This is a genomic window from Mariniflexile sp. HNIBRBA6329 (assembly GCF_043558645.1).
GTDB lineage: Bacteria > Bacteroidota > Bacteroidia > Flavobacteriales > Flavobacteriaceae > Mariniflexile.
Genome location: NZ_JBIFXS010000007.1, coordinates 75,483 through 88,533, shown reverse-complemented (window position 1 = coordinate 88,533; position 13,051 = coordinate 75,483). Strand labels below are relative to the sequence as shown.

The 13,051-nt window shown below is 34.2% G+C and carries 10 protein-coding genes; 4 read left to right on the top strand and 6 right to left on the bottom strand.

The genetic code is table 11. The features are described 5' to 3' along the window. Positions 1 to 130: 130 nt before the first annotated feature. Positions 131 to 421 (top strand): HU family DNA-binding protein, encoded by a 291-nt coding sequence (locus tag ACGK9U_RS09955; protein WP_117173525.1) that lies wholly within the window; start codon positions 131 to 133, stop codon positions 419 to 421. A gap of 444 nt (positions 422 to 865) precedes the next feature. Further along, positions 866 to 2,413: an Rne/Rng family ribonuclease gene (locus tag ACGK9U_RS09950; RefSeq protein ID WP_394466223.1), complete on the top strand. Its 1,548-nt coding sequence runs from the start codon at positions 866 to 868 to the stop codon at positions 2,411 to 2,413. 304 nt (positions 2,414 to 2,717) lie between these two features. Here ACGK9U_RS09950 and ACGK9U_RS09945 read toward each other — a convergent pair whose 3' ends face one another. From ACGK9U_RS09945 to ACGK9U_RS09935, 3 genes are all read right to left on the bottom strand, one after another. After that, complete coding sequence (locus ACGK9U_RS09945) at positions 2,718 to 3,299, bottom strand: hypothetical protein (protein ID WP_394466222.1); 582 nt, start codon at positions 3,297 to 3,299, stop codon at positions 2,718 to 2,720. A gap of 9 nt (positions 3,300 to 3,308) precedes the next feature. Continuing rightward, positions 3,309 to 3,809 (bottom strand): hypothetical protein, encoded by a 501-nt coding sequence (locus ACGK9U_RS09940; RefSeq protein ID WP_394466221.1) that lies wholly within the window; start codon positions 3,807 to 3,809, stop codon positions 3,309 to 3,311. Positions 3,810 to 3,998: 189 nt separating this feature from the next. Next, a complete protein-coding gene (locus tag ACGK9U_RS09935) occupies positions 3,999 to 4,895 on the bottom strand; it encodes a neutral zinc metallopeptidase (protein ID WP_394466220.1) in 897 nt (298 codons plus the stop codon). A 203-nt stretch (positions 4,896 to 5,098) separates the two neighbouring features. Between ACGK9U_RS09935 and ACGK9U_RS09930 the strand changes: the two genes are divergently transcribed. Beyond that, positions 5,099 to 6,202, top strand: a complete 1,104-nt coding sequence (locus ACGK9U_RS09930) for a lipid II:glycine glycyltransferase FemX (protein ID WP_394466219.1) — start codon at positions 5,099 to 5,101, stop codon at positions 6,200 to 6,202. Between the two features lie 165 nt (positions 6,203 to 6,367). Here ACGK9U_RS09930 and ACGK9U_RS09925 read toward each other — a convergent pair whose 3' ends face one another. From ACGK9U_RS09925 to ACGK9U_RS09915, 3 genes are all read right to left on the bottom strand, one after another. Further along, positions 6,368 to 7,408, bottom strand: a complete 1,041-nt coding sequence (locus tag ACGK9U_RS09925) for an NADP(H)-dependent aldo-keto reductase (protein ID WP_394466218.1) — start codon at positions 7,406 to 7,408, stop codon at positions 6,368 to 6,370. Positions 7,409 to 7,654: 246 nt separating this feature from the next. Next, complete coding sequence (locus ACGK9U_RS09920) at positions 7,655 to 8,614, bottom strand: OmpA family protein (protein ID WP_394466217.1); 960 nt, start codon at positions 8,612 to 8,614, stop codon at positions 7,655 to 7,657. A gap of 39 nt (positions 8,615 to 8,653) precedes the next feature. Then, a complete protein-coding gene (locus ACGK9U_RS09915) occupies positions 8,654 to 9,418 on the bottom strand; it encodes an exodeoxyribonuclease III (protein WP_394466216.1) in 765 nt (254 codons plus the stop codon). Between the two features lie 168 nt (positions 9,419 to 9,586). On the opposite strand from ACGK9U_RS09915, the gene ACGK9U_RS09910 reads away from it, so the two are divergent. Beyond that, complete coding sequence (locus ACGK9U_RS09910) at positions 9,587 to 13,006, top strand: hypothetical protein (protein WP_394466215.1); 3,420 nt, start codon at positions 9,587 to 9,589, stop codon at positions 13,004 to 13,006. Positions 13,007 to 13,051 lie beyond the last annotated feature (45 nt).

Here is a 13,051-nt window from a genome sequence, read left to right as displayed (position 1 = left end):
AAATGCTGCGAACAAAAATAAACGTTTATAATCTTAAATTTTAATGAATTAGGTTTGAAATATTGAATTTTAAATTCCTATATTTGCATCCCTTTTAAAATTTATAGTAACTTAATAAAATATAATAAAAATGACTAAGGCTGATATAGTAGCAAAAATTTCTGATAAATTAGGAATTGAAAAAGGAGATGTTCAAGCAACTGTTGAAACATTTATGGAAGAAGTAAAATCTTCTTTAGAGAGTGGTGATAATGTTTACTTAAGAGGTTTTGGTAGCTTTATAATTAAAACTAGAGCTGAAAAAACTGGTAGAAACATTTCAAAAAACACTACCATTAAAATACCATCTCACAATATCCCTGCATTTAAGCCTGCAAAAGTTTTTGTTGAAGGCGTTAAAACAAATGTAGACGTTAAATAAAAATGCATTAGCTGGACCCGGTTTCAGTATTAAAATAAATTATTAATTTAAAAAGACATTATTTATGCCAAGTGGTAAAAAACGCAAGAGACATAAGGTAGCAACGCACAAAAGAAAAAAACGTGCACGTGCTAACCGTCACAAAAAGAAAAAATAAGCCCTAAAAAGTAGTTATAAAAGCTACTTTTTTCGGTTTAAAACAAAAACGTTCATTGAAATGAGTTTATTAAATTTTTAGACACTTTACGGTGTTTTATAAACTCCACGGATATTAAAAATCCTGTGAAAAATAATGTATAATCCATCTGTACAGTTCAGTCGTTAGTCGCTAGCTGTTAGTTGTTGGTTGTTTTTTGTTAAGCATAATATCTTAACGTTCTTACAACTTTACAACTTCACAACTTTCAACTTCACAACTTAAACGTATGGATAAAAATTAACTTAATGGATAAAGAATTGATTATTCGATCTAGTTCCGAGCACGTTGATTTTGCCTTATTAAAAGATGGAAAACTTATTGAATTACAGAAAGACGAAGATGGTAATAACTTTTCGGTTGGTGATGTGTTTATAGCCAAAATAAGAAAAGCTGTTCCTGGGCTAAATGCTGCATTTGTAAATGTAGGCTATGAAAAAGATGCGTTTTTGCATTATCATGATTTAGGCCCAAAGCTACCTTCGCTTTTAAAATTCACAAAAAGTGTAAGCACAGGTAAACTAAAAGATTTTACTTTAAAAAATTTCCCATTTGAAAAAGATATTGATAAAGACGGAAAAATTTCTGACGTCTTAAAATCAAATCAATCGCTATTGGTACAAATAGTAAAAGAACCTATATCCACCAAAGGCCCTAGAATAAGCTCCGAGCTTTCTATTGCTGGCAGATATATTGTTTTAGTACCTTTTTCAAACCGCATTTCTATTTCTCAAAAGATAGAAGACAAAGATGAAAAAGACCGACTAAAACGATTGGTAAAAAGCATTACGCCACCAGGGTTTGGCATTATTGTACGCACTGTAGCACAAGGCAAAAAAGTAGCTGAACTAGATAAAGATTTGCAAAACTTGTTAGGTCGTTGGACCGCAATGTGCAAAAAGCTACACAAAGCACATCATCCAAGTAAAGTATTAGGAGAAATGAATAAAGCCTCGTCCATTTTACGAGACATATTCAACGATACCTTTACTGCTATTCATGTAGATGATGAAGCGCTTCACATTCAAATTAAAGATTACGTACAAGAAATTGCACCAAACAAAGAATCTATAGTAAAATTGTATCAGTCTAACGTTCCCATTTTTGAAAAATTCGGGATTGAAAGACAAATTAAAACCTCCTTTGGTAAAACCGTATCTATGGCAAAAGGCGCGTATCTAATTATAGAACACACCGAAGCCTTACACGTTATAGATGTAAACAGCGGTAACCGCTCAAACAAAGCAAACAACCAAGAGGATACAGCACTAGAAGTTAACTTAATAGCTGCTACCGAAATGGCGCGCCAATTACGATTACGTGATATGGGCGGCATTATAGTGGTAGATTTCATTGATATGACGAGTGCTGACCACAGGCAACAATTGTTTAACCACCTTCGCGATGAAATGAAGGACGATAGGGCTAAACACAAAATATTGCCACCAAGTAAATTTGGTTTGATACAAATTACTAGACAACGCGTTCGCCCAGAAATGAACATTAAAACTCAGGAAGAAAACCCTGACGAAGTAATGAATGGCTCTGAGGTAGATGCACCAATAGGTATCGTAACAAAAATTACGCACGACCTAGAACAACTATTAAAAAAAGACTATAAAAAGCTGACCTTAAACACACATCCTTTTATAGCAGCCTTTTTAACAAAAGGTTTTCCATCAATACGTTCAAAATGGTTTTTTGAACACAAAAAATGGGTTAAAGTTTTACCAAGAGATGCTTACACGTATTTAGAATACCACTTTTTCGATAAAGATGGTAAACAAATTAAATAATTTAAAAAAGCCTTACTATTTGTTTAGTGAGGCTTTTTTTGTTTTTAAAATGTCATTGCAAGAAGTGAGAAACAAAGCAACCTATCCGTTCTTTTTAATAGCGTATAAAATGCGGTGGGCGTTACCCCAAAAAAGGGTCGGGTTATTCGTTACAAGTCCTCGCTCATACGTCGCTGTGGTCTTTTCACTGCTATCCCTAACGCGGATTTCGTATTCACTAGAATATTTATAGAATTAAATTAATTTCAAGACTTTTTCATACCGCCACTAAGCAGAGCTTAGTTGTAGCTGTTACCTTAACAGCCTAATCATTTAAAAACCTATCAATACATTTATAGTAGCTATTAAACTTAGCTTGGTAACCATATCTCTTTTTTCCTTTATTAATGCAATTTATAATTTCAGATAGTGATTGATTATTCTTTTCATACTTAGGTAATTTATCAATATGAATAATTTTACTTTCAAAGTCATCAGAATAAAATAAAGCATTTGTAGTTCTTGAAGAGCTTGAACTACCGCTTAAAATTTCTCCTAAATAAAAATAACCATCGATATAAAAAATTTTCTCAGATGAACCTAATATCAAAACTGGTATTCTAGGACTAGATTTGTTAATTCTAAAAAAAACATCATCTAGCCTAAATCCCCAGTATTTGTTTATATTAACTTTTACTTCTTTGGAATTTATAATGGCACATAATTTATTCTTTCCCCAGCTACTCCAGGAAAAATTTGATATTTGACCTAAATAGACATCTTTTTTATTTTTAAAATCTTCATAGGTATTATAAATATATAATTCCTTTGATTTTTGATAATTTGAATCTTGGCAAAATACATTAATAGAAGTTAAAGCTAAAACCAATAATATTAGTTCTTTCATTATTAAAGTTTATTTTAACAATCTCTTTTTTTCTAAATTAGCTACATATATCTTCATCGCCTTTGCGAAATAAGAAAATTCAGCGCCACTTTGGTAAATTTTATCTTCTATTCTATCTTCCACGTAGTAGCGTTTAAGTGTCACACTCGAACTTAACCCATCTGAATAAATAGTTGATCTTGTTGTTCCTAATGTATAATCAAAAACATATCTATACTTAGACATATTTCTATATTCTGGTTTTTTAAGTTCCTCTCTAGTCAATAAAACGTATGCCCCGTTGTAATTTTTTTTAAAAGCACTTTTCAGATATTTATCATAACTTCTCCTTCCCTTAAGAATTCCAACAATAACGGTGTGTTCAAACTTCCCAAAGTTAGGTGGAATAGCATCGTTTTCTTCTGTAAATTCAGACCTTGCTTTTGAAGACTGAATCGATTTTCCTATAAAACAAGAATTCAAACACAAGATGATAAACAAGAGAGAAATTATTTTTATCGTTTTTTTCATTTATAAATTTTTATTAAAGACAAATAAACGAATTTTCTTGTTAAATTCTATTAAAAAAACCATTAATGAAAGCTAAAGTTATTGTTAAGTCGATGAAGCCAAATATCTTTAAAATATGCAAACCGTTAATATCTAGAAAGAACACTTAGACAAGCGCAGTACATCAGTTCAGCATTATATAAAAATTTGTTACAACGAAGACGCACTAAACGTATCACCTTGCGATAAATCCCCCGTTTCAAAACCTTTTTTAAACCAGCGCATACGCTGTGCCGAAGTGCCATGTGTAAAAGAATCGGGCACTACCCTACCACTCGATTGTTTTTGTAGTCTGTCATCACCAATGGCATTAGCGGCATTCATAGCTTCTTCAAGATCGCCGGTTTCCATCATCTGTGTCATTTGTTGGGAATGATGTGCCCAAACACCAGCTAAAAAATCGGCTTGAAGTTCTAACATTACCGAATATCTGTTATATTCGGTTTGGGAAACTTGCCCACGTAATCGGTTCATTTTATCGGTAGTTCCCATAATTTTTTGAATGTGATGCCCTACCTCGTGCGCAATCACATAAGCCTGCGCAAAGTCTCCTGGCGCATTTAATCGGCGTTCCATTTCATCAAAAAAACTTAAATCTATATATAATTTTTCATCTCCTGGACAATAAAAAGGACCTGTAGCACTAGAAGCAGACCCACATGCAGAGGAAACCGAACCTGTAAAAAGCACCAATTCTGGTTCACGATAATTAGGCAATAGCTTATTCCAAACATCTTCAGTATTAGCTAAAATGGTAGCACTAAATTCGGCCAATTCTTGATCTTTAGCAGTAGCTTTGTAAGGTGCAGAAGATTCTGTTAAAGATCCACCACTTAAAAGTTGCGTAATTAACGCTAGTGGGTTTTTACCCATTACTAAAGATACCACTATAAAACCACCTACTATAAAAAGCCCAACTTTTGAAAAAAGAAGTCTAACTAATGGTACTAATAATGTAGGGCTAAATCCGCCTATACCTTGACCAGAACCACTTTTACCTCTACGATCATCTATATTTGAACTTTTTCTTCTGCCTTGCCATTTCATAATGACTAAAATTAAATTGTGATTTTTTTTTTGATCGCATCAATTTACATATAATTTCGATATTATAAATTAATCACATAAAAGTTATTGTAAAGTTTTACTGAAAATTTCATTTGAAATGCTTTGTTATTGATGAAAAAGGGAATCAAATTACATATGATTTTCAATTAAGTATATGATTTCTTAGTTTTGCCGCAAAAAAAATGATTTGTGAGTTAGAGCGAAAAGATATTGAAGAATTTAAAACAACAAACATATTGCCCCAAACACCTTTTTGGGGTCGCGTAAAAAGCAAACAAGGGTTTATACCACAGGGATTTGAGTTAACAATTTCCAGAAACCTTTTAATAAGCAATGCCAGTTCTTTAGAAAAAGAAGTTGAAGACTTATTAATACTCATTAAATATATAAATAACGATACCTGTATTGCCTATGTTCCATATGGGCCAAAATTAGAACCTACATTTGAAAACCAAGGCTTGTTTTTAGAACAATTATCAGAATCCATAAAACCACACTTACCTCCCAACTGCATCTTTATCCGCTACGATTTAATTTGGGAGAACCAATGGGCCACCGAAAAAGAATATTTTGATAATTCAGGCAATTGGGTTGGGCCACCACCCAACCAAACCCAAGAATTTAGAGTGAATTTTGGTACAAACAACTGGAACCTGCAAAAAAGCGTACAGGACAACCTACCTAAAAACACTTTTTTTCTTGATTTAACTTTAGACGAACAAGACTTACTATATAACATGCGATACAACACACGTTATAATGTAAAAAAAGCAAATAAAAAAGGTATTAAAGTTCGAGAATATGGCATTGATCATATAGATGCATGGTACAAATTATATGTTGACACAGCTTTAAGACATGGCATGCCTTTACAAAACCAAGAATTTTTTTCCACTATTTTAAAAAATCAGGATAACAACAAAAATGGTGTTACCGTTAAAATGCTCATGGCTGATATTGATGGTAAGTTCCTTTCCTCTATGTTTTTAGTGTTATCGAAAAAGAGAGGCACTTATTTATATGGGGCTTCTAAATCTTCTAAAAAGAATGCCATGGCAAGCTATGCATTGCAATGGGAATCTATACGAATGGCAAAAGCTTTGGGTTGTACAGAATACGATATGTTTGGCTCAGCACCCAATTTAAATCGCTCCCATCCACTACATGGCGTACATATTTACAAAAAAGGATTTGGTGGCGACCTCTACCATAGAATGGGTTGCTGGGACTACCCTTACAACAAGAAACTTTACGATTTATATAAGCTACAAGAAACAATGAATTAACCGAAAGTAGGAAACCAAGAGGGGTCTAAAAAGTCTATATATTGTCAAACTGAACTTGTTTCAGTTTCTAAAAAATATTGATTATCAAAGAGTTAAGATTCTGAAATGAATTCAGAATGACACTTGTTGATACTTTTCAGACCTCTTTTTTTTATAACTATAAAACTACGTTGCAGGATTAGGAATTTGGGCATGCACCGCATTAATCTGTTCAAGAATCTCATCAGTCAATGTTGTATGTATTGAATTGATGTTTTCTTTAAGTTGTTCTAAAGTGGTAGCACCAATAATATTGCTAGTTACAAAGGGTTGTTGGTTTACAAAAGCCAAACTCATTTGCGCTAAACTCATACCATGATCTTCTGCTATTTTTAAATAGCGTTTGGTAGCTTCGGTACATTGTTCACTGCTGTATCGTGCAAATCTTGGGAACAATTTGAGTCTTGCATTATCAGCCGCTGTACCTTTTATGTATTTCCCTGAAAGCACTCCAAATGCCATAGGTGAATAAGCTAACAATCCTATATTTTCACGCATGGAAATTTCAGCCATATCGCCTTCATAACCTCTGTTTATTAAGGAGTATGCGTTTTGAATGGTTTTCATTCGTGGCAAACTGTGATTTTTAGACTCTTCTAGATAACGCATGGTACCCCAAGCTTTTTCGTTTGAAATGCCAACGTGTTTGATTTTGCCCATTTTAATTTGCTCATCTAAACCATGAAGCACTTCATTAAAATTGTCGGTCCAACTATCGTTTGGGTTATGTTTATAATCGCGTGTACCAAATGTATTGGTTTCGCGTTCTGGCCAATGTATTTGGTATAAATCAATATAATCGGTTTGTAGGCGTTTCAACTCATTATCTACAGCTTCTTTTATAGATTTTGATGTTATTCCTGTGGTTCGAATATGCGCGGTATAGTCGCTTGAGCGACCTACAATTTTGCTTGCCACAACCACTTTATCTCTATTGCCTGTTTTTTTCAACCAAGTGCCTATAATTTTGCTTGTAGCGCCTTGCGTTTCTGGACTTGCGGGTACTGGGTACATTTCTGCAGTGTCTATAAAGTTAACACCGTTCTCAAAGGCATAATCTAGTTGTGCATGTCCTTCGGCTTCGGTGTTTTGGTTGCCCCAAGTCATAGAACCTAGGCATATTTTACTAACTTTTATATCGGTTTTTGGTATGGTGGTGTATTTCATTTTAGATTGTTAGACTACTTAGATGTTAGATTGTTAGACTGCTTAGATATTTAGATTTTTAGACAATTCTTTATGTTTTTAAATAAGATGTTAAAGATAAAAAAACCTTTCAGTTACTTATGTACTGAAAGGTTTAAAAATGTGTTAAGGTTTGTTTTGCGTTAGGGATTGCAGTGGAAAGCCCACAGCGAGGTACGAGCGAGGACTTGCAACGAAAAGCCCGACCCTTGTGGTAACGCCCAACTTTTAATTATCTTTTAATAATTTTGAAAGTTCGTCTAACTTTGGTGTCAAAATAACTTCGATACGACGGTTTTTTGCTCTTCCTTCTGGCGTATCGTTGGTGGCGATTGGTGCAAACTCACCACGACCTGCGGCGGTTAAGTTTTCGGCATTGATGGAGGCGTTTTCTCGTAAAATATTAACGATGGCGGTGGCACGTTTGGTTGATAAATCCCAGTTGCCCACTATTTGCCCACTACCTTGATACGGCACGTTATCGGTATGTCCTTCAATTAAAATGGCGATATCTGGGTTGTTTGCCAAAACATTTCCTAATTGTTGTACGGCTCTACGTCCTTCGGTACCAACGGCCCAACTACCTGAACTGAACAATAATTTGTTTTCCATTGAAACGTACACTTTCCCATCGCGCTGCTCTACGGTTAAACCTTTGCCTTCAAAATCGGTTAAGGCTTTGGAAATAGCGTCTTTTAAGGCTGTCATAGCGGCATCTTTATCGGAAATCACTTTTTCAAGTTCTGCTACACGGTTTGAACGGTCTTGTAATTGTTTTTTAAGATTTTCCAATCGCTGGTTTTCTGCTGCCAAAGCTTGTTCTTTTGCTTCTAATTGTGCTAATAATTCTCTGTTTTTTTCTGAATTTGCAGCGATAGAGGCTGAACTGTTTTTCTCTAAAGCATCATAAGAAGATTTTAAAGCATCTAAATTTGCTTTAGTGGCTTCGTAATCGCTCTCTAATTTGTTACGTTCTGCAAGCACTTTCGAATAATCTGCACGAAGTTGTTTTAAATCATTTTCTGCTTTTGTTTTATCGAAAAGTAAGTCTTCGTTTTCGTCTGAAAGTTTTCTATTGGCTTGCTTTAAATTGGCATATTTATTTTCTAAATCTTTATAAATTTTAGGCGAAACACATGAAGTAACAAGTATTAATGCTAATGCGATTAAGGAAATTCTTTTTATCATTTTTTTAATTTCTTTATGGGTTGGGTTATAATATTGGGGTTAATTTTCTATTTCTAACAATATGGGACAATGGTCGCTATGAACAGCATCCGACAATATAACGGCTCTTTTTATCTTTTCTTGCATCGCATTTGAAACCATGGCATAATCTAACCGCCAACCTTTGTTGTTAGCACGAGAGTTGGCTCGGTAACTCCACCACGTATATTGATGTGGTTCTTTGTTTAAATGACGGAAAGAATCGGTAAATCCACTGTTTATAAATGCGCCTATCCATTTGCGTTCGGCTGGCAAAAACCCTGAAACATTGCTCAATCCTTTGGGGTTGTGAATGTCTATTTCTTCGTGGCAAATATTGTAATCGCCACAAATAATTAAATTTGGAATATCTACTTTTAGTTTGTTGATATAATCTTGAAACATATCCATGTATTCAAATTTATGACCTAATCGAGCATCGTTTGTTCCCGAAGGCAAATACAAACTCATTACCGAAAAACCATCAAAATCGGCCCTAAGGTTTCTGCCTTCAAAATCCATGGAAGCAATTCCTGTGCCATATTCTACGTGATTGGGTTTAATTTTACTTAAAATGGCAACACCACTATACCCTTTTTTTTGAGCACTAAACCAATAGTTATAATTGTAACCTGCTTCGACGAAAATATCTAAATCCAATTGCTCTTTTAAAGCCTTAATTTCTTGTAAACAAATAACATCGGGGTTGGCACTTTTTAACCAATTTAGAAATCCTTTATTTAATGCTGCCCGAATACCATTTACGTTGTATGAGATTATTTTCATTTACTTTGTTTTTATGAGATCCCAACCTGTGTTGGGATAACTCGTTTTAAAAAACGAGTTAATTTCAGCTAAAATAAATAATGCGTTACTTTTACACTATTATTTTATAGCACTTTTAACGAAATCTATTAACAAAATATTTTAAACTATTTGAAGTTTAAGTATGTAATGAAGTTTATAACCTGCCTTTTTGTTTTTTTTATTGGATTTTGTGGTTTTGCACAGAGTCCGGTTTCAAACTATAGAACTAAAAAAGTTGCTGTAAACGATTCTATTGTAATAGATAGCGTAAGTATCAATTCAAATTACTTTTCAATTAAAACAAAATACAATGCGGTTGTAGATTCTTCTTTTTATAGGGTTGATTTTAAAAAAGCCTTTTTAATATTTGTCCAACCTGTTGAAACCGATTCCATCATTATCAATTATTTAAAATATCCCGAGTTTTTAACCAAAACATACCAGCAATTAGACGACAAAATTATTGTTGAAAACACCGATAACCTTCAAAAGCTTTATCAACTCTCACAACCTAACGAATCTAAAAATTACATTCCTTTTGATGGGTTAACAACTTCGGGAAGTATTTCTCGTGGGGTTACGGTTGGAAACAATCAAAACTCCGTTTTAAATAGCGAATTGGATTTACAAATTTCAGGGAAATTGAGTGAAAAAGTGTCGCTTCGGGCTTCCATTCAAGATGCCAATATTCCACTGCAAGAAAGTGGGTATAGCCAACGATTGGATGAGTTCGACCAAGTTTTTATTGAATTGTATAGCGACAAATGGAACATTCGTGCAGGTGACATTGACTTGCAAAATACCGATTCTTACTTTGCAAACTTTTCCAAACGCGTACAAGGATTGTCCGTTAACGCTAAATTGGGCGATGAAGATGCACAAACCAATGTATTTGGTGCTGGTGCTTTGGTGCGTGGGCAGTTTACCAGAAGTACTTTTAAAGCCCAAGAAGGTAACCAAGGGCCATACAAATTACAAGGACAAAACGGTGAATTATTTGTGCTTATAGTATCTGGTAGCGAAACCGTTTATGTAAACGGCATTGTGGCGCAACGTGGTGAAGATAAAGATTATATCATCGATTATAATGCGGGTGAAATTATATTCAACTCAACCTTCCCCATGACTTCCGAAATGCGTATCACCGTCGATTATCAATACAGTGAACGCAACTATTCGCGCTTAGTGGCATATGGTGGAGGCCGGTTTGAAAGTCAAAAATTGAATATTGGGGTTTCAGTGTATTCTGAAAATGATGCTAAAAACCAACCATTACAGCAAAATATATCGGAAGCACAAGTACAAATTCTAACAAATGCCGGAGATGATAGAACGCAAATGGTAGCGCCTTCGGAAGTTTTAGAGTCCTTTAGCGATAATAGAATTTTGTATAAAAAAGAGCTTATTGGCGGTGTTGAAGCTTTTGTGTTTTCTAACAATCCTGATGATACGTTATATCGTGTTACATTTTCACAAGTGGGTGCCAACCAAGGTGATTACGTTTTACAAAGCAGCAATGCCATTAATAATATTTATGAATACGCTGGTACTTTACAAGGTAACTATGCCCCCATTGTTCAATTGATTGCGCCAACAAAGCTTCAAATAGCTGTTGTAAATGGGAACTATACCCCAACCGAAAAAACCGATATTGGATTTGAAATAGCCGCCAGCAAAAACGATTTAAACCTGTTTTCAAGTTTAGACGATGCCAATAATGATGGTTTTGCAGGAAAACTAAAAATATCACAAAACCTTATTGAAAATGACAGTTTATGGAATTTGAACGTGTTTGCAGATGGCGATTTCATTCAAAAGAACTTCAAAACCATCGAGCGTTTATATAATGCTGAATTTAATAGAGATTGGAATTTAGATGATGCTTCTTCAACCTCAAACATCATACTTGGGAATCAATCATTAATCACTTCTGGGTTGCGTTTAAACCATGCTAAAAAAGGATATGCTACCTATCAATTTGAACATTTGGGTTATTCTGAAAATTTTAATGGTAACCGACATGTTTTTAATGCCAACTTAATGCTTCATAAATTTAGAATTGCATCGTATTCTAGTTTTTTAAATGCCACTTCCAACACCAATACCTCCACATTTTTAAGGTCTTCAAATACTGTTGCCTATAGCATGGAAAAAAGTTGGTTGGGAACTAAATTGTCTATTGAAGACAATGAACAAAAAACTGTTGACACCCAAGAGTTGACTGATTTAAGTCAGAAATTCAAATCGTACGAAGTATTTTTTGGCGTGGGCGATAGCACAAAAATCTTCACCGAAATTGGATACAAAAACCGTGTGAACGATAGCATTAGAAACAACCAATTACAAAAAGTAAATACGTCTAATACTTTTTATTTAGACACACGACTTGTTCAAAATACCAACACTAATTTATCGCTTTATGCAAATTACAGAACTTTAAAAAGCGCTGATGAAGCTATAGATGATGAACAATCCATCAACTCCAGACTACAGTTCAATCAAAAATTATTCAAACAACTTGTGCAATGGAATACACTTTTTGAAACCAACTCTGGCACCTTGCCACAACAAGATTTTACCTATGTAGAAGTAGAACCTGGACAAGGTACCTATACGTGGATAGATTACAATGAAAACGGTATACAAGAATTAGAAGAATTTGAAATAGCCCAATTTCAAGACCAAGGCAAATACATTCGTGTGCTTTTACCCAACCAAGTTTTCATAAAAACACATCAAAACAGGTTGAGCCAAACCTTAACAATCAATCCGTCGCAATGGTCGGTTAGTGAAAATAAAACCAAAAAGTTCTGGTCGCATTTTTACAACCAAACCAGTTATTTGGTAGATAGAAAATTAAAACGTGAAGGAAGCAGTTTTAATTTGAATCCGTTTGAAAGCGATGAAGAAAACCAATTGGGATTGCAGTTAAATTTCAGAAACGTGCTGTTTTTCAATAGAGGAAAACAAAATTATACCACATCGTACACCTTTCTTTCAAACAGAACCCGTAACATTCTATCTATTGGGTTTATTGAAAACGGATTGAAAAGGCATCAGTTTAATTTCAACCATAAAATTGCTGAAAACTGGTTAATAACCTTGCAATCTGATTTTGGAAACAATGAAAGTTTGAGCGAAAATTTTGTAAGCAAGAATTATAATTTTGATGAAAGCCGCTTCAACCCTAAACTATCGTATTTGTTTAATGATAATTCCAGATTTGATATCTTCTACCAACATGTCAGTAAAGAAAATACCATAGGTGGTTTAGAAACCTTAAAGCAACAAAAATACGGCACCTCTTTTACGTTTGCAGGCAGCCCAAAAAACTCCATTATAGGTGAGTTTAACTTTTTCTCCAATACCTTTGAAGGCAATGCGAACACACCTGTTTCCTACCAAATGTTGGAAGGTTTGCAACCCGGAAAAAACTTTACTTGGAGTTTGTTAGCACAGAAAAAACTAACCGATTTTTTAGACCTAAACCTAAGTTATTTTGGTAGAAAAACCGAAACCAGTAGAACCATTCATACGGGAACCGTTCAATTAAAAGCTTATTTTTAAAATTAAATATACCTACAAGGTTTTGAAAACCATGCAGGTATTAAG

What these genes read in the sequence shown, in the direction of transcription:
- ACGK9U_RS09955 (WP_117173525.1), top strand. Translation starts at nt 131, where the DNA reads ATGACTAAGGCTGATATAGTAGCAAAAATTTCTGATAAATTAGGAATT.
- ACGK9U_RS09950 (WP_394466223.1), top strand. Translation starts at nt 866, where the DNA reads ATGGATAAAGAATTGATTATTCGATCTAGTTCCGAGCACGTTGATTTT.
- ACGK9U_RS09945 (WP_394466222.1), bottom strand. Translation starts at nt 3,299, where the DNA reads ATGAAAGAACTAATATTATTGGTTTTAGCTTTAACTTCTATTAATGTA.
- ACGK9U_RS09940 (WP_394466221.1), bottom strand. Translation starts at nt 3,809, where the DNA reads ATGAAAAAAACGATAAAAATAATTTCTCTCTTGTTTATCATCTTGTGT.
- ACGK9U_RS09935 (WP_394466220.1), bottom strand. Translation starts at nt 4,895, where the DNA reads ATGAAATGGCAAGGCAGAAGAAAAAGTTCAAATATAGATGATCGTAGA.
- ACGK9U_RS09930 (WP_394466219.1), top strand. Translation starts at nt 5,099, where the DNA reads ATGATTTGTGAGTTAGAGCGAAAAGATATTGAAGAATTTAAAACAACA.
- ACGK9U_RS09925 (WP_394466218.1), bottom strand. Translation starts at nt 7,408, where the DNA reads ATGAAATACACCACCATACCAAAAACCGATATAAAAGTTAGTAAAATA.
- ACGK9U_RS09920 (WP_394466217.1), bottom strand. Translation starts at nt 8,614, where the DNA reads ATGATAAAAAGAATTTCCTTAATCGCATTAGCATTAATACTTGTTACT.
- ACGK9U_RS09915 (WP_394466216.1), bottom strand. Translation starts at nt 9,418, where the DNA reads ATGAAAATAATCTCATACAACGTAAATGGTATTCGGGCAGCATTAAAT.
- ACGK9U_RS09910 (WP_394466215.1), top strand. Translation starts at nt 9,587, where the DNA reads ATGAAGTTTATAACCTGCCTTTTTGTTTTTTTTATTGGATTTTGTGGT.